The 20,708-nt window shown below is 71.2% G+C and carries 20 protein-coding genes; 6 read left to right on the top strand and 14 right to left on the bottom strand.

Annotation, left to right across the window (positions count from 1 at the left end):
* Window positions 1-3 precede the first annotated feature (3 nt).
* The 4 genes from ACZ5WK_RS34675 to ACZ5WK_RS34660 all read right to left on the bottom strand — a co-directional run bounded on the left by ACZ5WK_RS34675 (window position 4) and on the right by ACZ5WK_RS34660 (window position 4,191).
* Window positions 4-1,578, bottom strand: a complete 1,575-nt coding sequence (locus ACZ5WK_RS34675; protein ID WP_396325424.1) for an SCO6880 family protein — start codon at window positions 1,576-1,578, stop codon at window positions 4-6.
* Between the two features lie 7 nt (window positions 1,579-1,585).
* Window positions 1,586-2,869, bottom strand: a complete 1,284-nt coding sequence (locus ACZ5WK_RS34670; protein WP_465553608.1) for a hypothetical protein — start codon at window positions 2,867-2,869, stop codon at window positions 1,586-1,588.
* Window positions 2,859-3,674 carry a DUF8175 domain-containg protein gene (locus ACZ5WK_RS34665; protein ID WP_465553606.1) on the bottom strand — a complete coding sequence of 272 codons (816 nt, stop codon included), beginning with the start codon at window positions 3,672-3,674 and terminating at the stop codon, window positions 2,859-2,861. The genes ACZ5WK_RS34670 and ACZ5WK_RS34665 overlap by 11 nt, the downstream gene beginning before the upstream one ends.
* 166 nt (window positions 3,675-3,840) lie before the next feature.
* A complete protein-coding gene (locus ACZ5WK_RS34660; protein ID WP_241002623.1) occupies window positions 3,841-4,191 on the bottom strand; it encodes a hypothetical protein in 351 nt (116 codons plus the stop codon).
* A 239-nt stretch (window positions 4,192-4,430) separates the two neighbouring features.
* Here ACZ5WK_RS34660 and ACZ5WK_RS34655 point away from each other — a divergent pair, with 239 nt between their 5' ends.
* Both ACZ5WK_RS34655 and ACZ5WK_RS34650 read left to right on the top strand, forming a co-directional pair.
* Window positions 4,431-5,639 (top strand): C40 family peptidase, encoded by a 1,209-nt coding sequence (locus ACZ5WK_RS34655; RefSeq protein ID WP_465553604.1) that lies wholly within the window; start codon window positions 4,431-4,433, stop codon window positions 5,637-5,639.
* Window positions 5,640-5,832: 193 nt separating this feature from the next.
* Window positions 5,833-6,540 (top strand): phosphatase PAP2 family protein, encoded by a 708-nt coding sequence (locus ACZ5WK_RS34650; RefSeq protein ID WP_396325428.1) that lies wholly within the window; start codon window positions 5,833-5,835, stop codon window positions 6,538-6,540.
* 54 nt (window positions 6,541-6,594) lie between these two features.
* Here ACZ5WK_RS34650 and ACZ5WK_RS34645 read toward each other — a convergent pair whose 3' ends face one another.
* Window positions 6,595-6,786 carry a hypothetical protein gene (locus ACZ5WK_RS34645; RefSeq protein ID WP_465553602.1) on the bottom strand — a complete coding sequence of 64 codons (192 nt, stop codon included), beginning with the start codon at window positions 6,784-6,786 and terminating at the stop codon, window positions 6,595-6,597.
* Between the two features lie 159 nt (window positions 6,787-6,945).
* Here ACZ5WK_RS34645 and ACZ5WK_RS34640 point away from each other — a divergent pair, with 159 nt between their 5' ends.
* Both ACZ5WK_RS34640 and ACZ5WK_RS34635 read left to right on the top strand, forming a co-directional pair.
* The gene (locus ACZ5WK_RS34640; RefSeq protein ID WP_465553600.1) at window positions 6,946-7,854 is read left to right on the top strand and encodes an SCO4651 family lipoprotein; all 909 of its coding nucleotides are present in this window, start codon (window positions 6,946-6,948) and stop codon (window positions 7,852-7,854) included.
* Window positions 7,855-8,026: 172 nt separating this feature from the next.
* The gene (locus ACZ5WK_RS34635) at window positions 8,027-8,230 is read left to right on the top strand and encodes a hypothetical protein (protein WP_465553598.1); all 204 of its coding nucleotides are present in this window, start codon (window positions 8,027-8,029) and stop codon (window positions 8,228-8,230) included.
* A 73-nt stretch (window positions 8,231-8,303) separates the two neighbouring features.
* Here ACZ5WK_RS34635 and ACZ5WK_RS34630 read toward each other — a convergent pair whose 3' ends face one another.
* Window positions 8,304-8,711: a metal-sensitive transcriptional regulator gene (locus tag ACZ5WK_RS34630; RefSeq protein ID WP_465553596.1), complete on the bottom strand. Its 408-nt coding sequence runs from the start codon at window positions 8,709-8,711 to the stop codon at window positions 8,304-8,306.
* A 384-nt stretch (window positions 8,712-9,095) separates the two neighbouring features.
* Here ACZ5WK_RS34630 and ACZ5WK_RS34625 point away from each other — a divergent pair, with 384 nt between their 5' ends.
* Together ACZ5WK_RS34625 and ACZ5WK_RS34620 are read left to right on the top strand one after the other, a co-directional pair.
* Window positions 9,096-9,716 (top strand): DUF47 domain-containing protein, encoded by a 621-nt coding sequence (locus ACZ5WK_RS34625; RefSeq protein WP_329489086.1) that lies wholly within the window; start codon window positions 9,096-9,098, stop codon window positions 9,714-9,716.
* A gap of 5 nt (window positions 9,717-9,721) precedes the next feature.
* Window positions 9,722-10,717, top strand: a complete 996-nt coding sequence (locus tag ACZ5WK_RS34620) for an inorganic phosphate transporter (protein WP_465553593.1) — start codon at window positions 9,722-9,724, stop codon at window positions 10,715-10,717.
* Window positions 10,718-10,858: 141 nt separating this feature from the next.
* On the opposite strand, the gene pstB is transcribed toward ACZ5WK_RS34620, so the two are convergent.
* The 8 genes from pstB to mshD all read right to left on the bottom strand — a co-directional run bounded on the left by pstB (window position 10,859) and on the right by mshD (window position 20,595).
* Window positions 10,859-11,635, bottom strand: a complete 777-nt coding sequence (gene pstB, locus ACZ5WK_RS34615) for a phosphate ABC transporter ATP-binding protein PstB (RefSeq protein WP_465553591.1) — start codon at window positions 11,633-11,635, stop codon at window positions 10,859-10,861.
* Window positions 11,636-11,705: 70 nt separating this feature from the next.
* A complete protein-coding gene (pstA, locus tag ACZ5WK_RS34610) occupies window positions 11,706-12,782 on the bottom strand; it encodes a phosphate ABC transporter permease PstA (protein WP_465553589.1) in 1,077 nt (358 codons plus the stop codon).
* Window positions 12,779-13,759, bottom strand: a complete 981-nt coding sequence (gene pstC / locus ACZ5WK_RS34605) for a phosphate ABC transporter permease subunit PstC (RefSeq protein WP_465553587.1) — start codon at window positions 13,757-13,759, stop codon at window positions 12,779-12,781. Before pstC ends, pstA begins: the two co-directional genes overlap by 4 nt.
* 149 nt (window positions 13,760-13,908) lie before the next feature.
* Window positions 13,909-15,042 carry a phosphate ABC transporter substrate-binding protein PstS gene (pstS, locus tag ACZ5WK_RS34600; protein WP_465553585.1) on the bottom strand — a complete coding sequence of 378 codons (1,134 nt, stop codon included), beginning with the start codon at window positions 15,040-15,042 and terminating at the stop codon, window positions 13,909-13,911.
* 227 nt (window positions 15,043-15,269) lie between these two features.
* Complete coding sequence (locus tag ACZ5WK_RS34595; RefSeq protein WP_396325444.1) at window positions 15,270-15,728, bottom strand: NUDIX hydrolase; 459 nt, start codon at window positions 15,726-15,728, stop codon at window positions 15,270-15,272.
* A gap of 82 nt (window positions 15,729-15,810) precedes the next feature.
* Entirely contained in the window at window positions 15,811-16,896 is a 1,086-nt protein-coding gene (locus tag ACZ5WK_RS34590; RefSeq protein WP_465553583.1) for a CHAD domain-containing protein, read from the bottom strand.
* Window positions 16,897-17,099: 203 nt separating this feature from the next.
* Window positions 17,100-19,277, bottom strand: a complete 2,178-nt coding sequence (locus ACZ5WK_RS34585) for an RNA degradosome polyphosphate kinase (protein ID WP_465553668.1) — start codon at window positions 19,275-19,277, stop codon at window positions 17,100-17,102.
* 289 nt (window positions 19,278-19,566) lie between these two features.
* Window positions 19,567-20,595, bottom strand: coding sequence for a mycothiol synthase (gene mshD / locus ACZ5WK_RS34580; RefSeq protein ID WP_465553581.1), 1,029 nt, complete (start codon window positions 20,593-20,595; stop codon window positions 19,567-19,569).
* Window positions 20,596-20,708: the final 113 nt, after the last annotated feature.

The following is a 20,708-nucleotide window of genomic DNA, read 5'->3' as shown; positions in this document are numbered from 1 at the left end:
GGATCAGCGGCGGATGCCGGTGGCGAACGGCAGGGTGTTGACGAAAGCGCGGTGGTGCTCGCGGTCGCACCACTCCAGCTTGAGGTAGCTCTTGCCGGCCGAGGCACGGATGGTCCGCTTGTCGCGGGCCAGCGCCTCGGGGCTGCGCGAGGACACCGTGATGTAGCCGACCAGGTTGACCCCGGCCGCGCCGGACGCCAGGTCGTCACCACGCTGGTCGACCCGGCCGGTGTGCGCCAGGTCGCGCGGGTCGACCGTACGGTTCATCTTGGCGGCGCGGCTCGCCTCCGCCTCGTCGTTGGTCTTCTCGGTGAGCATCCGCTCGATCGCGACGTCGGTGGGCTCCAGGTCCATCGTCACCGCGACCGTCCGGATCACGTCCGGGGTGTGCACCAGCAACGGGGCGAGGAAGTTGACGCCCACCGGGGTCAGCGGCCACTCCTTGATCCAGGCGGTGGCGTGGCACCACGGCGCCCGGGTCACCGACTCCCGGGTCTTCGCCTGCAGGAACTGCGGGTGCGTCGCGTCCAGCTCCGCCGGCCAGGCATTGCGGCGGGACATCGCCTGGATGTGGTCGATCGGGTGGTCCGGGTCGTACATCGAGTGCAGCAGCGAGGAGAGCCGCGCCTGGCCCAGCGGCTGGCGCACCCGGATGTCCGCCTCCGCCAGCCGCGCACAGATGTCGGTCAGCTCCCGGGCCATCACCGCGGCCAGGCCCTCGTCGTCCCGGGCCCGACGCCCGGTCGCCGTCCGGCCCATCGCGTGCGCCTCGGCCGCCAGGTCACGGGTGTAGTGCATGCAGGCCACCAGGTACGCCCGGTGCTGCTCCGAGGAGGTCGACACCATCGACTGCAGCTGGTCGTACGAGTCCTGCAGCCAGCGCGGCGCGTCGTGGTCGCCGCGTCGCTCCACGTCCTTGGCGTGCGCGTCCGGGTCGGCCGGCAGCGTCCGGGCGAGGATCTGCAGCCGGGTCACGAAACCGTCCCCGTTGGCGACGTGCTTCAGCAGCGTGCCGAACCGGTCGACCAGCGCCTCCTGGTCCTCCGAGTCGCGCAGACCGACGCCCGGGCCCTCGATCTCGATCGCCGCCGTCACCGTGCGCCGCTCCAGGTGCATCAGCACCCCGACCTCGTCCGGCCCGAACGGCGCCGCCAGCCAGCGCAGCCGCCCGACCCCGGGCGGCGGCCCGACCTCGACCTCGCGGCCGTCCAGCCGGGTGCCGGCGTCCATCGCGTCCGACTTCCACACCGCCCGACCGCTGCGGACCGTCCGGCGGTAGGTGCGGTTGATCTCCACCCACTTGTAGAACGTCCGGCGCCGGTACGGCACGTAGACCGCCGCGATCGCCAGCATCGGCAGGCCGACCAGGCCCGCGATGCGCAGCGGCAGGACCGGCATCATCAGGCCCCAGAGCATGCCGAGGAACGCCCCGAAGATGATCAGAACGATCTCGCCGGACTCCCGGTTTCGGCCGATCGGCGCGTTCGGGCGGGCCTTGCCGATCAGGTAGGTGCGGCGCTGGTGCACGTACGGCTGGGCGTACTGGGCACCGTACTGACCGAGTGGTTCGCTGCTCACTTACCCGTCACCCTCCCTTCGCTGGATTGCTGTCGCGGATCGGAACCGACGCCGGCGGTGCGGCCTGCGGCGGCGGCGCCGGGGTGCGCGCGGCATGGGCGGCGATCCCCGGCGCGACCGAGCCGCCGCCCGAACCCGCACCGCCCCCGCCGGCGCCCTGCGGGCCGCGGTCGCCGTGCGTGCTGATGCCCTGCTTCACCAGGTTGGCGGTCCCGTTGATCATCGCCGAGCCGGCCGACACCGCGTTGGCCCGGGCGTTGCGCATGCTCATGATCTCGTCGCCGAAACCCGGCACGAAACGGTAGACCGAGGCGCTCGCGAAGATCGACAGGAAGAGGATCGCCAGCCCCGACAGCACCCGCGCGAAGTCGTCACTGGCCCCGGCACCGGTCGCCACCGCGCCCGCCAGCCCGAGGATGATCACGATGATCGGCTTCGCCAGGTCCACCGCCAGCATCACCCCCGCCCAGCGGCGCACGTGCTTCCACAGCTGCTTGTCCACCAGCCCCGCGTACACCGCCGTCCCCAGCAGCGCGCCCACGTACAGCATCGCCGCCCGGATCAGCAGTTCCACCCAGAGCACCGCCGCCGCCAGCACGGCCACCAGCGACACGATGATCAGGATCAGCGGGCCGCCACCCATCGACCCCTTCTCCAGGGTGTCCGCGAACCCGCCCAGGTACGTCCCGGTGTCCGACTTCGTCCCCACCGCGATCGCCTTGGTGACCCCGTCCGTCGCGCTCACCACGGTGTAGAGGATCAGCGGCGTGAACGCCGACGCCACCACGGTCAGCCACAGGAAGCCGATCGCCTCCGAGACCGCCGTCGTCAACGGCGCCCCGCGCACCGCCCGCTTCGTCACCGCCAGCAGCCAGAGCACCAGCGTGATGATCGTGGACGCGGCGAACACCACCGCGTACTGCTGCAGGAACGACGCGTTGGTGAAGTCCACCTGCGTCGTCCCGTCGATCGCCCCCGACAGACTCCGCACCACCCAGGCCGCCGCCTGCGCACACCCCTTCGCCAACGACCCGAGCGGGTCGGTGACACCGCCAACGGTCGAGCTCCCGGGGATGGATCCGCTGCCGCCGGGCTTGGACGCGCAGTAGACACCGCTACCGGGAAGTGGCAGCACATCGCAGTCGTTCCCGCTGGGCGAAGCTGTCGGGCTCGGACTGGGCTCCGCCAGTGCCCGCGAGGCCAGGGCCAGGGAGGTGACTTGAAGAGTGACCAGCACCCCCAGCACCCCACCGAACCGGGACAACTTCCTCGCGACTGCATCAACGGGCATAGCGGAAACCCCCGAACTGCTGGACGGCGCCGGTGATCTCCTCGGCGGTGGCGGCCTGTTGGTCGCCCGGCATCGGGGCTGGGCCCTGCCGGCTTGCGTAGTCGGTGAGCTTCCAGTCGCCGCCCGTCCAGTGGAGGGTCAGGGTGAGGGTGAACCAGTTCTCCGTGACGGGCTGGACGGAGCGTTCGCCTGCGAGGCCGGTGAGGCCGGTGCACCAGACCTCGACCTTGGTGTCGCTGTCGCTGTAGCCGACCGACTTGGTGCCGGCCGGGACGGTGCGGCTGACGAAGGTGAGGCCCTTGGGCGCGTGGCCCTGGGCGTCGAGACCGTAGCGGGTGGCGGTGTCGCCGCCGAACCCCTGGTCCAGGCGGCTCTGGAGGGCTGCCGTGGCGGACGGGTCGGTGATGGTGGCGACGATGGCGTGGCGACTGTCGGTGCGGAACATGTCGGCGGAGCCGATGGCGACCGCGTAGTTGGCGGCGGCCGACTGTGCGCCCTGGTCGGTGTGCGGGAAGCCGCTGCCGATGCCGTTGGTGGTGGTGCTGACGGGCTGGTCGCCGCTGGGGGCCGGTCCGGCGCCGGAGGCGGCGGTGGGGGCTGCGTCGGCGGAACGCCCGGCGGTGCTGCCGGGGTCGGCCTTGCCGCGGTTGGCGATGGAGATGGCGACCACGAGCAGGGTGACGACCGCCAGGACGGTCAGCAGGGTGCGCAGCGGCCTGGACTGACGGGTGGTCGGCTGGGACGAGGGCTGTTCACCGACCGGCAGCCGCGTACGGGTGTGCGGCTGGTCGTCGGACAACGGCACGGCGGCCCTCCTGGTGCGGGGAGCCGGGCGGCTCCGGGGCCCCTCCGCCCGTGGGCGGGCGCGGAGGGCGGGGTGATGGGTGGACTCCCGGCGGGGACTCCGGCGGATCGTGACGGCCGGACGGCCGGGCGGGCTCACCGCCTGTCTCGTCCGCCCTGTCCGATCGTCAGATGGCCATGCCGTACACAATGGTGAACAGAGTGCCGAGTGATCCAATGATGAACACGCCGGTCAGCCCGGCGATGATCAGCCCCTTGCCCTGTTCGGCACCGAAGCTGTCGCGCATGGCGGTGGCGCCGATGCGCTGCTTGGCCGCGCCCCAGACGGCGATGCCGAGGCAGGCCAGGATCGCCACGGCCATGACGACCTCGACCATCACCCGGGCCTCCGACCCGAGGCTCGCGAACGGGCCCCAGTCCGGGGCGATCCCGCCGATGATGGTGTCGATATTCGGCTTCTTTGGTGGGTCCTCGGCCAGGTGGCCGATCGCGATGCTGTTCACGCTGCTCAGGTTCATTTCCATCTCACCGCCCGATCAGGCAAATTCAAGGGCCCAGACCCCGCCCGCGCGAAGGGTCGGTACCTATTCTTGGCCAGATCTGATGTCGACTTGGCTGCTTCTCGCGGATTGGTCGTGAGGTATGGGACACGTACGCGAGGATGTCCACCGTACGAAGGATAGCGCTCACTCTTTGTATCTCTGATGATTGCGGTGAGCAACGCCTTCCGGGACACTTCGACTGACGATTCGTCGGGATGGTGCTGATGGTACTCCGGAAGGCCGGTACGGCCGCCGCCACTGCGGGAGTTGTCGCGGTCGGCTTCGTCTGCATGGTCACGGTCGCGACGTATGCGGCGAGTGGTGCGCCGCAGCAGTCGGCCAATCGCTCCGCACTCTCGCCGGGCACCGTTCCGGCGGCCTACCAGGCTCCGATCCAGCAGTGGGGCGCGCTCTGTCCGGAGATCTCGCCGCCGATGCTCGCGGCGCAGCTGTACCAGGAAAGCGGTTTCGACCCGCGTGCCCGGTCGGGCGTGGGCGCACAGGGAATGGCTCAGTTCATGCCGGAGACGTGGGGAACATACGGCACGGACGGCAACAATGACGGCAAGAAGGACGTCTGGGACCCGATGGACGCGATCGCCTCGGCGGCCACGTTCGACTGCGCCCTCGCCAAGGACGTCTCCAAGGTTCCCGGCGACCGCCAGGCCAACCTGCTGGCCGCCTACAACGCCGGCCCGTACGCGGTGACCAGGTACAACGGGGTGCCGCCGTACAAGGAGACGCAGGGCTACGTGAAGAACATCCAGGCGATGGCCCGCAGCTTCACGGCGCCGACGGCGCCGGTGGAGGTCTCCCAGCAGTCCTCCGGCGCGATCTACTTCGCGCAGACCAAGCTCGGGACCCCGTACCTGTGGGGCGGCGAGGGGCTGCCGTCGCAGAACGGGCGGTTCGACTGCTCCGGGCTCACCCAGGCCGCGTACGCCAGTGTGGGGATCACGCTCCCCCGGGTGGCCAACGACCAGTGGTACGCCGGGCAGCACCCCTCGCGCGACCAGCTCCGCCCGGGGGATCTGGTGTTCTGGGCAACGGACCTGACGGATCCGCGGAGCATCCACCACGTCGGCATCTACGTCGGCGGCGGGTACATGATCAACGCGCCGCACACCGGTGCGGTGATCCGCTACGACAAGATCGACACCCGGGAGTACATCGGTGCCACCCGGGTGACCTCGGACGGCGCGCAGGCGCTGCCGGGGCGCAACGCGGACGGCAGCATCACCGCCCCGAGCCGCCCGGGCACCACCGCTCCGGAGACCCCGACCCCCACGCCGCCCCCGCCGGCCCCGGCCGCCCCCTCGGCCGTCGCCGCCCTGGGGGCGCCCGCCGCCGGCCCGGCGTCCCGGGCGGCCGTCGCGGCCGGCCCCGCCCCGACAGGTCCAGGTCAAACGCCTGCAAAGAGCTGACCCTCCCCGGACCGCCGGGTGTGCGGGCACTGTGGACGCTGAGTCAAGTTTCGATAACCGCATGTTTCCGTGGAACGCTGTAGCCCGGTCATGACGTTGTGTCCGATGGCCCCGCGTCACCTTCCCGGACAGGAAGGGGCGGGCGGGCCACGGCCGGAACGACCAGGTGCTGCGGACCAGAAGGAGGTGCGGCGTGTCGACGCCGCTTGCCGACACGACCAACCCCGACCTCGGCCTGCTCTACGCCGTCAACGGCCTGGCCAAGCGCTCCCCGGAGTGGCTGGACCACCTGGTCTCCTGGATCGGTGAGTACGGCATCCTGATCGGCCTGGCCCTGCTCGGCCTGGTCGGCTGGCTGCAGGCCAGACGCCGCCCGGACGCGCCGGTGGCCGTCGCGGGCCTGCTCTGGGCACCGCTCTCGGTCGCCATCGCCGAGCTGGCCAACCTGCCGATCGCCGCCATCGTGGACCGCCCGCGCCCGTTCGTCGACCACACCGGGCTGGACGTGCTGGTGGACGGCAAGGCCGGCACGCACTCCTTCGTCAGCGACCACTCGACGATGTCGATGGGCATCGCGGTCGCGCTGTTCCTGGTGAACCGCCGGCTCGGCTGGATCGCCGGGGGGCTCGCCCTCCTGCAGGGCTTCTGCCGGATGTACATGGGCGTCCACTACCCGACCGACGTGATCGGCGGCTTCGCGCTCGCCACCGCGGTCGTCCTGCTGCTGGCACCGATCGCGATGGCCGTGCTGGTCCCGCTGTGCCACGCACTGGCGCGGACCGCGGCCGCCCCGCTGATCCGGGCCCCGCAGAGCGGCCCGCGCGGCGGACGGCGGCGCGGCGGCGGGCGCGGCCCCGTCCGGGCCGACGAGCAGCCGCCGGAGTCCGACCTGGCGGCCTGAGGCCGGCCCCGAACGCCGGTGCCGTCTCCCTTCCCGGAACGCCGTCCCCGACGGCTAGGAGCCGCCGGCGCCGTTCTCCACCAGGTGGTCAGCGGCCTCGCGTCTGCTCAGGTCGCGGGAGCGGCGGGCCGGTGAGAACCAGCCGCAGCTGCAGGTCGCGAAAGAGAAGGAACCGCGCTCGCTGATCGCGACACGGTGCTCGGGCATCGGGGTGGTGCCGGGGTCAGCCGGCAGCTCACTGTGCACGTGCCTCACGGTAACCCGCCGGGACCCCGGCGCGCGACGCCCGCTGCGCGCCGGGTTCCGCGTAACCCCCCGGACCTCAACTCGTTTGCCCGGCAAGAGCTCTGCCCACCCGGTGGTGGTGGCCGGCGGGGCAGTCGGGCCCGAGGGGGTTGTCGCGAGATGAAGATCACCGGCGTGCAGCGCAGCGGCCGGCGGCCCGGCCGCCCGCTGCCACACCTGCGGTCGGCGGCCGGAGCCGTCGCCCTCGCCGCCGCCCTCACCGGGCTGGCCGGCTGCTCCGGCGGACCCGGGGCCTCCGACGGCTCCGCCGACCGGAAGGCGGCCGCCCCCGACCAGCTCTCCGCAGACCCGGTGACGGCCGTCCGCAACGCCGCCGACATCACCGGTCGGACGGGCTCCGCGCACACCACCACCGAGCTGGTCACCGAGTCAGCCGACAAGAAGGCCGTCTTCACCGGCACCGGCGGCTACGACTACGTGAAGCGGATCGGGCGGCTGGAGGTGACGGTGCCGCCCGGCGCGGCGACCACCGGGAAGATCGTCGAGGTGGTCCTGCCGGGCACCGTCTATCTGCAGAACAGCGGCGCCAAGGTGCCCGAGGGCAAGTGGGTGAAGCTGGACGTGCGCCAGCTGCCGGACGGCAACCTCGTCTCCAGCGGCGCGACCGACCCGGCCTCCGCCACCGGCGCGCTGCGCGGGGCACAGAAGGCGGACCTGGTCGGCACCGAGACGGTCGGCGGGGTTGCGCTGAAGCACTACCGCGGCACCCTCGACCTGACCAAGGCGGCCGAGGCCACCGGCGGCCGGGGCGGGGACGGGCTGCGGATGGCGGCGCAGACCTTCACGGTCAAGGAGGTCCCGTACGACGCCTGGCTGGACGAGCAGGGCCGGCTGCACAAGGTGGTCGAGGTGTTCGCCTTCGCCGGGGTCGCCGGCTCCAAGGAGGCGAAGGACCAGGTGAAGGTGACGTCGACCACCTCGCTGGCCGACTTCGGCAAGGCGGTGGAGGCGGCCGAGCCGCCGGCCTCCGACATCTACGCGATGAAGCACACGGAGAGCCCAAAGTAGCGGGGCGCAGGGGCGCCGCCGGCGTCGGTGGGCCGCCCGGAGCGGTCGGGCCCACCCGTTTCGGCGGCGCCGAGATGGCCCGTCCGTGCCATGTGGGCGGGCTCCGAAGTGCCTAGGCTGGACGTCGGGTGGCTGCCGCCCGGGCTGGCGGGGCACTGAAGGGGTGGTGCAGGTGGTGTCGTCCACGGGCGGCCGCAGCGGCGGCCACGACAACGCGGCCCTCGACGAGATCGACCTGGCCGGTGAGCTGATGATCGCCGCCACGGCCAGCACCGACGACCGGCTGCCGACCGAGCGGATCGACGAGGTGCTGCTGGACCGGCCCGACGGCGGGGTGTCCGCCGACGGGCCGCCGGAAGCGGGGGGCCAGGACTGAGAGTGGGCGCCGGTACCTCCGCCGTGCGGGAGCGCCCGGGGTGCGGCTGCGCGGGGTGCGGCTGCCCGGGGTCTCAGCTGCGCAGCAGCCGGGCGATCGCGGCAGTGGCCTCCGCAACCTTGGCGTCCAGCTCGGTGCCGCCCTCCTCGGCGGCCGCGGCGACGCAGTGCCGCAGGTGTTCCTCCAGCAGCGAGAGCGCGAAGGACTGCAGGGCCTTGGTGCTGGCCGAGACCTGGGTGAGCACGTCGATGCAGTAGACGTCCTCGTCGACCATCCGCTGGAGGCCGCGGATCTGGCCCTCGATCCGGCGCAGCCGCTTGAGGTGGGCGTCCTTCTGCGCGCTGTACCCGTGCGGCCCGTGGCCGGCGTGCTGGTCGGCCCGGTGGTCGGCCGCCTCCGCGGCGGCCGGCACCGGCTGGTCGCCGCCCGGCTCCGCCCCGGCCGCGTGGTCCGGCTGGGTGCGCGCTTCCGTCGTGGTCATCGGCCCGCCTTCGTCTGAGTGCCTCGGTGGCTGCGTCGGCCTCCAGTGTCCAACACCGGGGCCGGTCCCGGTGTTCCTGCGGCGCAAGTCCGCAGGCCCGGAGCGCACCGGAGAGGTGTCCGGGCGGCTCCGAATGGGGTGTGCGGAGGGTTCCCCATTCCGGGCCGACACCGCGGTCTTCCGCCCGCACGCCGGGGGCAATCCGGGCGAGGTTCCGTCAGACTGGGGGCTCGTGTCCGCACATGGGCGTGCGGGTCGGGTCCACTGCTGCGGCAGGCAACCGGAAGGGGAGGTTCCGGCTCCTCCCCCACCACCCCGTTTGCACGATTGCGCTTGGTTGCACCTAGCATCGTTCAGTCCCTACCCCGCACATCGGAGATTTCCGTGCGTTTTAGCCTGACCCCGAAGGAGACGAGCTTCTACGACATGTTCGCCGCGGCAGCGGAGAACCTCGTCGTCGGGTCGAAGCTCCTGCTGGAACTGCTGGGATCAGACGTGTCGGCCCGCGCGGAGATCGTCGAGCGCATGCGCGCCGCCGAGCACGCCGGGGACGACACCACCCATGCCGTCTTCCACCAGCTGAACTCGTCCTTCATCACGCCCTTCGACCGCGAGGACATCTACAGCCTCGCCTCGTCGCTGGACGACATCATGGACTTCATGGAGGAGGCCGTCGACCTGGTCGTCCTCTACGACATCCAGACCCTGCCCAAGGGGATCGAGCAGCAGATCGAGGTGCTGGCGCGCGCCGCCGAGCTCACCGCCGAGGCGATGCCGAACCTGCGCACCATGTCCAACCTCACCGAGTACTGGATCGAGGTCAACCGCCTGGAGAACCAGGCCGACCAGATCCACCGCAAGCTGCTCGCCCACCTGTTCTCCGGCCAGTACGACGCCATCGAGGTGCTCAAGCTCAAGCAGGTCGTGGACGTCCTTGAGGAGGCGGCGGACGCTTTCGAGCACGTCGCCAACACGGTGGAGACCATCGCCGTCAAGGAGTCCTGACCCTCGTGGACATGGCAGCACTCATCGCCGTCCTCGGCGTTGCGTTCTTCTTCACCTACACCAACGGCTTCCACGACTCGGCGAACGCCATCGCCACCTCGGTCTCCACCCGGGCGCTGACCCCGCGGGCCGCGCTCGCGATGGCCGCCGTGATGAACCTGGCCGGCGCCTTCCTCGGCAGCGGCGTGGCGCACACCGTCTCCAAGGGCATCATCGAGACCCCCACCGGCAGTCAGGGCATGGCGATCCTCTTCGCCGCCCTGGTCGGTGCGATCACCTGGAACCTGATCACCTGGTACTTCGGCCTCCCGTCCTCCTCCTCGCACGCGCTGTTCGGCGGCATGGTGGGCGCGGCGCTGGCCGGCGGCACCGAGGTGATCTGGAGCGGCGTCCTGGACAAGATCGTCATTCCGATGATCCTCTCGCCGATCGTCGGCCTGGTCGGCGGCTTCATCGTGATGCTGGCGATCCTCTGGGTCTTCCGGCGGGCCAACCCGCACCGCGCCAAGCGCAACTTCCGGGTCGCCCAGACCGCCTCGGCCGCCGCCATGGCCCTCGCGCACGGTCTGCAGGACGCCCAGAAGACCATGGGCATCGTGGTGATGGCCCTCACCATCTCGGGCCACCAGAGCACCGACGCCATCCCGGTCTGGGTGAAGATCTCCTGCGCCACGATGCTCTCGCTGGGCACCTACGCGGGTGGCTGGCGGATCATGCGGACCCTCGGTCGCAAGATCATCGAGCTGGACCCGCCGCAGGGCTTCGCGGCCGAGGCCACCGCCTCGACCGTCATGTACATCACGTCGTTCGTCTTCAAGGCGCCGATCTCCACCACCCACGTGATCACCTCGGCGATCATGGGCGTGGGGGCCACCAAGCGGATCCGCGCGGTCCGCTGGGGCGTGGCGAAGAACATCGTGCTCGGCTGGTTCATCACGATGCCGGCGGCCGCCATCGTCGCAGCGCTGGTGTACTGGTTCATCCACCTGTTCTGGGGCTGAGCCTCCGGACGCCCCTGGATCTGACAAGGGCCCGCCCCCACATCTCGGGGGCGGGCCCTTCTTCATACTTCGCGGCGGCACCGCCATGCAGCACCGCGAAGCAGTCTGTGGGTCGGGGGCTCCTCGGGAGGAGCGGCCCGACTAACCGAAGCGGCCCGAGATGTAGTCCTCGGTCGCCTGCACGGACGGGTTGGAGAAGATCCGCTGGGTGTCGTCCAGCTCGATCAGCTTGCCCGGCTGGCCGACCCCGGCCAGGTTGAAGAAGGCGGTGCGGTCGCTGACGCGGGCCGCCTGCTGCATGTTGTGCGTGACGATGACGATGGTGAACTGGGACTTCAGCTCGCCGATGAGGTCCTCGATGGCGAGGGTGGAGATCGGGTCGAGCGCGGAGCAGGGCTCGTCCATCAGCAGGACCTGCGGCTCGACCGCGATGGCGCGGGCGATGCAGAGGCGCTGCTGCTGACCGCCGGAGAGGCCGGCGCCCGGCTTGTTCAGCCGGTCCTTGACCTCCTTCCAGAGGTTGGCGCCCTTGAGGGACTTCTCCACCACGCCGTCCAGGACGGACTTCTTGCGCACGCCCGCGAGCTTCAGCCCGGCGACCACGTTGTCGTAGATCGACATGGTCGGGAACGGGTTCGGCCGCTGGAAGACCATGCCGACCGAGCGGCGGACGGCGACCGGGTCGACCGTCGAGCCGTAGAGGTTCTCGTCGTCCAGGAGCACCTTGCCCTCGACGCGGGCACCCGGGATCACCTCGTGCATCCGGTTGAGGGTGCGCAGGAAGGTGGACTTCCCGCAGCCGGAGGGGCCGATGAAGGCCGTCACCGAGCGGGGTTCGATGCTCATCGAGATGTCCTCGATGGCCTTGGTGGTGCCGTAGAAGGCGGACAGTCCGCTGACGTCGATGCGCTTGGCCATGATCTTTCGTCTTCTCTCGCCCGCGGCCGGGGGCCGCTGATGAATTCTGTGTCGTACGTCAGTCGGAGGCTCAGTGTCCGCCCTTGGGCGAGCGCCAGCGTGCGATGCCCCGGGCGATGAGGTTGAGCCCCATCACGAAGGCGATCAGCACCAGCGCGGCACCCCAGGCACGGGCGTAGCCGTAGTCGTTGTTCACCACGGCGTACTGCTGCCAGATGTACATCGGCAGCGACTGCTGCGGCCCGTCGAACGGGTTGCTGTTGATGTAGTCCGCACCGAACACCAGCATCAGCACCGGGGCGGTCTCACCCGTGATGCGCGCGACCGCGAGCATCAGACCGGTGGTGATACCGCCGATCGCGGTGGGGAGGACGATCCGCAGGATCGTCTTCCACTTCGGCACACCGAGCGCGTACGAGGCCTCGCGCAGCTCGTTCGGGACGAGCTTCAGCATCTCCTCGGTGGAGCGGACCACCACCGGCATCATCAGGATCGCCAGTGCGAGGGCGCCCGAGAAGCCGGAGTAGTTGAAGCCGAGGGCGATGTTCCACAGGGAGAGGATGAACAGACCGGCGACGATCGACGGGACACCCGTCATGACGTCGACGAAGAAGGTGACCGCCTTGGCGAGCCGGCCACGGCCGTACTCGACCAGGTAGACGGCGGTCAGCAGACCGATCGGGGCGGCCATCGCGGTGGCCAGCAGGACCTGCTCCATGGTGCCGATCAGCGCGTGGTAGATACCACCGCCGGGGCCCGCTTGCAGGACACCCTTCATGGAGTGCGACAGGAAGTAGCCGTCCACCACCCCGGCACCCTGCTGGATGGTGTAGACGGTCAGCGCGGCCAGCGGGACCACGGCCAGGATGAAGGCGACCCAGACCACCGAGGTGGCGAACCGGTCCTTGGCCTGGCGGCGGCCCTCGACCCGGGCCGCGAGCCCGTAGCTGATCGCCAGGAACAGCAGCGCGGAGATCAGGCCCCACTGCAGGTGGCTCTCCAGGCCGCCGAGCACGCCGATCGCGCAGCCGAGGGCGATCGAGCCGGCGGCGACGGCGGCCGGGGCCCACTTGGGCAGCCGGTTCGCGGTCAGCGGGTGGCCGACCGGGCGGGCGTCCGCCGGAACCGATGTCATAGCGGCGCTCATGCGTTGGCCCCCGAGTACTCCTTGCGGCGGGCGACGATCAGCCGCGCGGCACCGTTCACCAGCAGGGTGATCACGAACAGGACGAGGCCGGAGGCCATCAGCGCGTCCCGGCCGAAGGGCTGGGCCTCGCTGAACTTGAGCGCGATGTTCTGCGCGAAGGTACCGCCGCCCGGGTCCAGCAGGTGCAGCGAGAGGACGTTGTTGGAGGAGAGCACCACCGCGACCGCGATGGTCTCGCCGAGCGCACGGCCGAGGCCGAGCATCGAGGCGGAGATGATGCCCGGGCGGCCGAACGGCAGCACCGCGGTGCGGATCATCTCCCAGCGGGTCGCGCCGAGCGCGAGTGCCGCCTCCTCGTGCATCCGCGGGGCCTGCCGGAAGACCTCACGGCTGACCGCGGTGATGATCGGCAGGATCATGATGGCCAGCAGGATGCCGACGGTGAACAGGGTGCGCGGCACGGTGCCGGTCCGGGACTGGTCGAAGACGTACGTCCAGCCGAGGTACTCGTCCAGCCAGCTGGTCAGCCCGTACAGGTGCGGCACCAGGAAGAGTGCGCCCCAGAGGCCGTAGATGATGCTGGGCACGGCGGCGAGCAGGTCCACCAGGTAGGCGAACGGCTGGGCGATCCGGCGCGGCGCGTAGTGCGAGATGAACAGCGCGATGCCGATGGCCACCGGCACGGCGATCGCCATCGCGATGACCGCGCTGACGATGGTGCCGAACGCGAGGACGGCGATGCCGAAGACCGGCTTCGGGGCGTCCGGCGTCCACTCGAAGGTGGTGAGGAAGTTGCCCTCGTTCTTCCCGAGGGCGATGCCGGAGCGCCAGGCCAGGAACCCTGCGATGGCGGCCATGACGACCAGCAGCAGGATGCCCGAGCCTCGCGCGGCATTCATGAAGATCTTGTCGCCGAGCCGGCTGTCGCGCTTGCGGCGTTCCCTGCCTCGCGGGGCGGCAGGGGAGGATGAAGTCATTGGTCTACTCCGGTCTGGTGGTGCTGCCCCGAGGGGGCGGCACCCTGGCGGCGGTGCCCCGGACGTGCTTCTTCGGACGTGCTTCCCGGTGGGGGCGGCCCCGGCCCCCCTCGTTCACGGGGCCGCCCCAAGCCGGGGGTGCTACTGGGTCAGGCCAGCGTCGGGATGACGGCGTTGACCTTGTCGGTCAGCTCCTTGGGGAGCGGCACGTAGCCCTTCTCGCCGATCGCCTTCTGGCCGGCGTCGCTGATGCCGTAGGACAGGAAGGCCTTCAGGGCGTCGAGGGTCTCGGCCTTGTTGCCCTTGTCGCAGACGATCTCGTACGTCACCAGGACCAGCGGGTAGGAACCCTCGTCCTTGGTCGCGTAGTCGAGGGTCAGCGCCAGGTCGCTGCCGGTGCCCGCGATCTTCGCCTTGGCGAAGGTGGCGGCGGCGTTGGCGGCGGTGGCCTCGACCGGCTTGGAGGCGCCGGTGTTGATGGCGGCGCTCTTCAGGTTGTTGGTCTGGGCGTACGCCAGCTCGGCGTAGCTGATCGAGTTCTTGACCTGCTTCACCTGGGCCGCGACACCGGCGGAGCCGTTGGCACCCTGGCCGCCCTTGCCCGCCCACGCCTTGGCCGGCGGGTAGGACCAGGCGCCACCGGAGACCTTGGCGAAGTACTTGGTCAGGTTCTCGGTGGTGCCGGAGTCGTCCGTGCGGTGGATGGCCTGGATGTCGGCGTCCGGCAGCTTGGCGCCCGGGTTGAGGGCGGCGATCGCCGGGTCGTTCCACTTGGTGATCTGCGAGTCGAAGATCTTGGCGGTGGTCGGGCCGTCCAGGACCAGGTTGTCGACGCCGTCCACGTTGTAGACGAGCGAGACGAGACCCGCGACGAGCGGCAGGTTGATGCCCTGGCCGCCGGTGCAGACCTTCTTGCTGTCCTCGACCTCGGCCGGCTTCAGCGCCGAGTCGGAACCCGCGAACTGGATCTTGCCCTGGTTGAACTGCTGGACACCGGCACCCGAGCCGCCGCCGCCGTAGTTGACGGAGGAGTCCTTGCAGGCCGCACCGAAGTTGGTCTTCAGGACGTCGATCGCGGTGCCCTGCGCGGTGGAGCCCGCGGACAGCAGGGCGGCGGGCTTGCTGCCACAGTTGATCGCGGCCGCGGCGGAGCCGCTGGAGCCGCTGCCGGCGTTGGTGTTGTTGTTCTCGTCCGAACCGCAGGCGGCGAGCGACAGCGAGCTGACGAGCGCCATGGCACCGATGGCGAGGGCCTTGGAGCGGCCGTTCCGCTGGAGCTTCACAGGGATGTCCCTTTCTGTGGCATTGCCCGGCGCGCAGGCCGTACGAAGACGGCGGAGCGCGGGTTTTGCTGTGGTCCGGGGCCCGTGCGGCCCTCCGGTATCCCCGAAGTTAGGCCGGGTAAGTGACACGACAGCCGGTCGGAAGTGAACGGCGAGTGAACCTCGAACGGATGGCAGGAAACTACGTCAGGTAGTAACGGTTGCGTCACGGCAAGGGTGCGGGGAGATCACTTCCACTGTTCCTTCACCGACGGCCGGCCCCGCCCACCGGCCACCGGCCGGGCGCCCAGCAGCTCCAGCAAGGCGTCCACCAGCACCCGGTCCCGCTCGTGCGTGAGCCGCGCCCGCGCCTTCCCGGCCGGCAGCCAGTCCAGCCGGTCCACCTCCCGGCTCGGCCGGAACGCCCCGGCGGACGGCACCGCCGCCCAGTACCTGACCTCCTTCGGCCGCCCCTGCGCCAGGTAGTGCTGGGCCGGCAGCTCATCCCCCAGCACGCAGCTGAACCCGGTCTCCTCGCGCACCTCGCGCAGCGCCGCCTCGACCACGCCCTCGCCCGGGTCGAGCTTGCCCTTGGGCAGGCTCCAGTCGTCGTACTTGGGCCGGTGGATCACCGCGATCCGCGGCCGCCCCAGCCGGCCGCTCTTCTTGGGCCGCCCGGGCAGCCAGAGCACCGCGCCCGCCGCCAGGACGACCGGCGACCGCCCGCCGCCGGGGCTGCTGCTCGTGAAGGGGCCATCGGCCTGCTCGGTGCTCAGGCGGTTGCGCAACTCATGCCATCCGGGGTGCGGGGTCGGACCCCCAGCCCTCGGCCGGGGGAATCTCCAGCCCACCGTCCAGGCCGGACGGGAGCTCGGGCCACCGGTGGCCGAAGGCGTACCGCGCCGCCTCCACCTCCAGTCGTTGATCAGCATGCACCACGCCGAGCACGTACGCCGTCGCGGGCGTGATCCTCGGCGTCCGTGCCGCGGTGGCCGCGGTGACCGCGGCGTCCGCCGCCTCCTGGTGCCGGCCCAGCACCTCGTCCAGCTCGTCCAGCTCGACGGCCGGCCGGCCGCACACCTCCAACGCGTACCGGGCCCGCTTCACCAGGATCCGCACCCGGTGCCACGGGGCGTCGTCCGCCGCGAGCGCCGCGTCCGCGTCCACCGCGCCCCGGGCCGGCGGTACTGAGCCGAGCCGGCGCAGCCCGTCCCCGCCGTACGGGGTGGCGGCCCGCTGCAACGGCAGCTGCCGGGCGCTCGCGGCCAGCGCGGTGAACGCCGCCCCCGCCTGCGGCAGCAGCACCGCCGCGGCCCGGCCGCCCGCCGCGTCCAGCATCGGCGCCTCGGCGACCAGCAGCGTCATCCGGTCCGCCAGCGCGTGCAGCCGCGCCGAACGCAGCTCCTGGAGCACCGACGTGTGCGCCCTGGTCCGGGCCAGGGTCAGCTGGCGGTCGAGCAGCGCCCGCGCCTTCGGCACCCCGGCGTGGCCGGCGAGCATCCCCGCGCCGTCCGCCTCGCTGCCGCTCAGCGCGTCCAGCGCACCCAGCAGCCGGGCCGAGCGGCGGACGTACCCCGGCTCCAGCGCCAGCAGGTTGAGCAGCCAGCGAAGCTCGGTGCGCGACTCCTGCGCCCAGGTCTGTTCGAACGTGCCGCCGAAGGTGTGCAGCAGCCCGCCGATCCGCCGCACCGCCCGCAGCAGGTCGGCCGTGCCGACGGACGGGACGACGGCCGTCCCCGGTCTGGCGCCGACCTCGCCCACCGCCTGCGGCAGCGCGCGCAGGAACACGCCGGCCTGGGCGGTGAGATGGCTGGAGAGGATGTCCCCGGCGGTCGCGGTGGAGGCCGCCAGGGCCGTCATCGGCGCATCGGTCATGACTAGCTAGATCCCCGTTCCCCCGGGGCCGTCCCCCGGGGCTGGTGGCCGACCGCTGCGGCGGGTCCCGACCGCTCAGCGGCTCGCATCAGTGGCTCGCATCAGTGGCACGCATCAGTGGCCGCCGCCCTCGCCGGCCTCGGCCTCGGCCTCGGTGGCCCGCGTCGGTGGTCGTGGCCGGGCGCCGCGGCAGCGGCGCACCGTCACCGGGCCGCGGCGGCCCGGCGGCGCTGGCGCGAGTCGATGAGCAGGTCCTGGACGTGCCGCAGCGACTTCCCCTCCGCGTCCTGGGCGTGGCGCGTCCACGCCCCGTCCGCCCCCAGGTGCCAGGACTCCGTCTCGTCCGACACCCCGAGGTCGATCAGCCCGGACAGCTCGGCCCGGTGCGCCGGGTCGGTGATCCGCAGCAGCGCCTCGATCCGGCGGTCCAGGTTGCGGTGCATCATGTCGGCGCTGCCGATCCACACCTCCGGATCGCCGTTGTTGCCGAACACGAAGATCCGCGAGTGCTCCAGGAAGCGCCCGAGGATGCTGCGCACCCGGATGTTCTCGCTCAGCCCGGGCACCCCCGGGCGGATCGCGCAGATCCCGCGCACCCAGACGTCCACCGGCACGCCGGCCCGGGAGGCCCGGTACAGCGCGTCGATCACGGCCTCGTCGACGATCGAGTTGACCTTGAGCTTCACGTACGCCGGACGACCGGCGCGGTGGTGGGCGATCTCGTTGTGGATCCGCGAGATCAGCCCGTCCCGCAGCCCGCGCGGCGCGGTCAGCAGCCGGCGGTACGACTCGCGGCGCGAGTAGCCGGAGAGCCGGTTGAAGAGGTCCGAGAGGTCCGCACCGACCTGCGGGTCCGAGGTCAGCAGCCCGATGTCCTCGTACAGCCGGGCGGTCTTCGGGTGGTAGTTGCCGGTGCCCACGTGCGAGTAGCGCCGAAGGGTGTCCCCCTCCTGGCGGACCACCAGCGACAGCTTGCAGTGCGTCTTGAGCCCCACCAGACCGTAGACGACGTGGCAGCCAGACTCCTCCAGCTTGCGGGCCCACTTGATGTTGGCCTGCTCGTCGAAGCGAGCCTTGATCTCGACCAGGACGAGCACCTGCTTGCCGGACTCCGCCGCGTCGATCAGCGCATCCACGATCGGCGAGTCACCGGACGTCCGGTACAGCGTCTGCTTGATCGCCAGCACGTCCGGGTCGCCCGCGGCCTGCTCGAGGAAGGCCTGCACCGAGGTGGAGAAGCTGTCGTACGGGTGGTGCAGCAGCACGTCCCGCTCGCGCATCGCGGCGAAGATGTCCGGCTGGGAGGCCGACTCGACGTCGGTCAGCCCGCGCGCCGTACCGGCCACGAACTTCGGGTACTTCAGCTCGGGACGGTCCAGGTCGGCGATGCCGAACAGGCCGGTCAGGTCGAGCGGACCGGGCAGCGGGAAGACCTCCGCCTCGGTGATGTTCAGCTCCCGCACCAGCAGGTCCAGGATGTAGGGGTCGATCGACTCCTCGACCTCCAGCCGCACCGGCGGACCGAAGCGCCGCCGCATCAGCTCCTTCTCCAGGGCCTTGAGGATGTTCTCGGTGTCGTCCTCCTCCACCTCGAGATCCTCGTTGCGGGTCACCCGGAACGCGTGGTGCGCCAGCACCTCCATGCCCGGGAAGAGCTCCTCCAGGTGCGCCCCCATCACGTCCTCCAGCGGCACGTACCGCTGCGGCGACGCCTCCAGGAACCGGGCCAGGGACTGCGGGACCTTCACCCGGGCGAAGTGCTTGTGGCCCGAGACCGGGTTGCGCACGACCACGGCGAGGTTGAGGGAGAGCCCCGATATGTACGGGAAGGGGTGCGCCGGGTCCACCGCCAAGGGGGTGAGCACCGGGAAGATCTTCTGCCGGAACAGGGTGTGCAGGCGGGCCTGCTCCTTCTCGGCCAGCTCCGGCCAGCGGACCAGCTCGATGCCCTCGGCGGCGAGGTCCGGCAGGACCTCCTGCTGGAAGGCGGCGGCGTGGCGGGCCATGAGCTCGCGCGAACGGGTCCAGATCAGATCCAGGACCTCGCGCGGCTGAAGGCCCGAGGCACTGCGCTGGGCCACTCCGGTGGCGATCCGGCGCTTCAGGCCGGCCACCCGGACCATGAAGAACTCGTCCAGGTTGCTCGCGAAGATCGCCAGGAACTTGGCCCGTTCCAGCAACGGGATCGCAGGGGCCTCGGCCAGCTCCAGGACCCGCTCGTTGAACGCGAGCCAGCTGCGCTCGCGGTCCAGGAAGCGGCCCTGGGGCAGCTCCTCCTGGTCCTGTCCGTCGGCGGCCGGCAGCTCCGGCGGTATCCCCAGGGCACTGGACATTCTGGCCGGAGGCGACAGCGGGGCAGAGACGGGGCGGGGGATGCTCATGGGCTCCAGCTCCTCCAGCAGGACGGCGTCCGGACGCGACAGGCTCTGCGGGCCCTCGTTCTCGCCCAGCGCCAGCGCCCACCCGCCCGGCGCGGTCAACACGGGACCGGCCGGCAGGCGTCGCCGACGCTGCACGAACGAGACACTGCGGACTTCATCCTGTGATCTTCGCGGCAGCAATTGAATCCACGGTAAACACCGCATGGCCAGGAGGAAAGCTGAGTCGGTCGGGGCCGGGGCCGGACCGGCGTCGTACGACCGGCCGGTTGCCTCCGGCCCCGGCTCTCCGCTATGCCCCGCTCGGCTCCTGGTGCGTGCGGTACTCGGCGCGGTACATCAGGTCCACCTCGTGAATGATGAACCCCAGTCGTTCATATACCCGCACAGCGGCCGGATTGTCGGCATCGACGTAGAGAAGTACGGTCGCCAGCCCCCGCTCACCCGGGCCGCCGCCGGTCAGGTGCCGCAGGCCGGCCGCGGTCAGCGCCCGGCCGAGGCCGCTGCCCTGCTCCGCCGGGTCCACCCCGACCACGTAGACCTCGCCCAGCGCCGGCTCGGTGGTCGTCGCCGGGTGCACCTTGGTCCAGTGGAAGCCCACGACCTTGCCGTCACGGGTGGCGAGGAAGAAACCTTCCGGGTCGAACCAGGGCTCGGCCAGCCGGTCGGCGAGGTCCCGCTGCGTCCAGGCGCCCTGCTCCGGGTGGTGGGCGAAGGCCAGCGCGTTCAGCCGCAGCCACTCCGCGTCGTCGACGCCGGGACGGAACGTCCGCAGCTCGACCCCGTCGGGGAGCGCGACCTCCTCGGTCTGCGGCCCGGTCCGGCGCATCTGCCGCAGTTCCCGGACCAGCTCGGCGCCGTACCGCTCGGCCAGATGGCGGGCGGCCGGGTGGCCGCCGTGCACCCAGAAGTCGACGTGGTCCCGGCCGGCGCGGTGCGCCTCGGCGAGAACCGCGTCCACCAGCGGGCGACCGTAGCCCCGGCCGCGCACGGCCGGAACGACCACCAGCTCGGCGGAGGGGTTGGCATCACCGGCCTGGGGGACCTCGAGCTGGCCGTAGCCGGCGATGTCCTTGGCTTCACGGCCTTCGTGCTGGACGAGGTGAACCACCCCGGGGCGGGCGGAGTCGGATGAACGCAACCGGAGCCGCCCCTGCTCGGAGACCGCCTCCCGGCCGTCCACCGCCTGAGCGTCCGCCAGGACGCGCAGTGCGCCGTCCCGCACATCCGGCGAAAGCACCTCACGGGCGACCACCGCGCCCTCGCCGGTCGCCGGCGTTCCGTCGTAGACCCGTTCCTGCTGAGCGTCCTGATCGTCCATGCCCTGACGATACGTCAACCGGAAACGCAAAGAACCCCCGATCCGTGACGGATCGGGGGTTCTTTGTGAATGATTGTTCGGCGGCGTCCTACTCTCCCACAGGGTCCCCCCTG

The organism is Kitasatospora sp. NPDC032757 (genome assembly GCF_055579305.1).
This window is presented reverse-complemented; position numbering and strand designations above follow the sequence as displayed.

Excerpts from the sequence above, each read along its gene's own strand:
- ACZ5WK_RS34670 (WP_465553608.1), bottom strand. The coding sequence starts at position 2,869 with ATGCCCGTTGATGCAGTCGCGAGGAAGTTGTCCCGGTTCGGTGGGGTG.
- ACZ5WK_RS34660 (WP_241002623.1), bottom strand. The coding sequence starts at position 4,191 with ATGAACCTGAGCAGCGTGAACAGCATCGCGATCGGCCACCTGGCCGAG.
- ACZ5WK_RS34655 (WP_465553604.1), top strand. The coding sequence starts at position 4,431 with ATGGTGCTGATGGTACTCCGGAAGGCCGGTACGGCCGCCGCCACTGCG.
- ACZ5WK_RS34640 (WP_465553600.1), top strand. The coding sequence starts at position 6,946 with ATGAAGATCACCGGCGTGCAGCGCAGCGGCCGGCGGCCCGGCCGCCCG.
- ACZ5WK_RS34630 (WP_465553596.1), bottom strand. The coding sequence starts at position 8,711 with ATGACCACGACGGAAGCGCGCACCCAGCCGGACCACGCGGCCGGGGCG.
- pstB (WP_465553591.1), bottom strand. The coding sequence starts at position 11,635 with ATGGCCAAGCGCATCGACGTCAGCGGACTGTCCGCCTTCTACGGCACC.
- pstA (WP_465553589.1), bottom strand. The coding sequence starts at position 12,782 with ATGAGCGCCGCTATGACATCGGTTCCGGCGGACGCCCGCCCGGTCGGC.
- pstC (WP_465553587.1), bottom strand. The coding sequence starts at position 13,759 with ATGACTTCATCCTCCCCTGCCGCCCCGCGAGGCAGGGAACGCCGCAAG.
- ACZ5WK_RS34590 (WP_465553583.1), bottom strand. The coding sequence starts at position 16,896 with ATGACCGATGCGCCGATGACGGCCCTGGCGGCCTCCACCGCGACCGCC.
- ACZ5WK_RS34585 (WP_465553668.1), bottom strand. The coding sequence starts at position 19,277 with ATGAGCATCCCCCGCCCCGTCTCTGCCCCGCTGTCGCCTCCGGCCAGA.
- mshD (WP_465553581.1), bottom strand. The coding sequence starts at position 20,595 with ATGGACGATCAGGACGCTCAGCAGGAACGGGTCTACGACGGAACGCCG.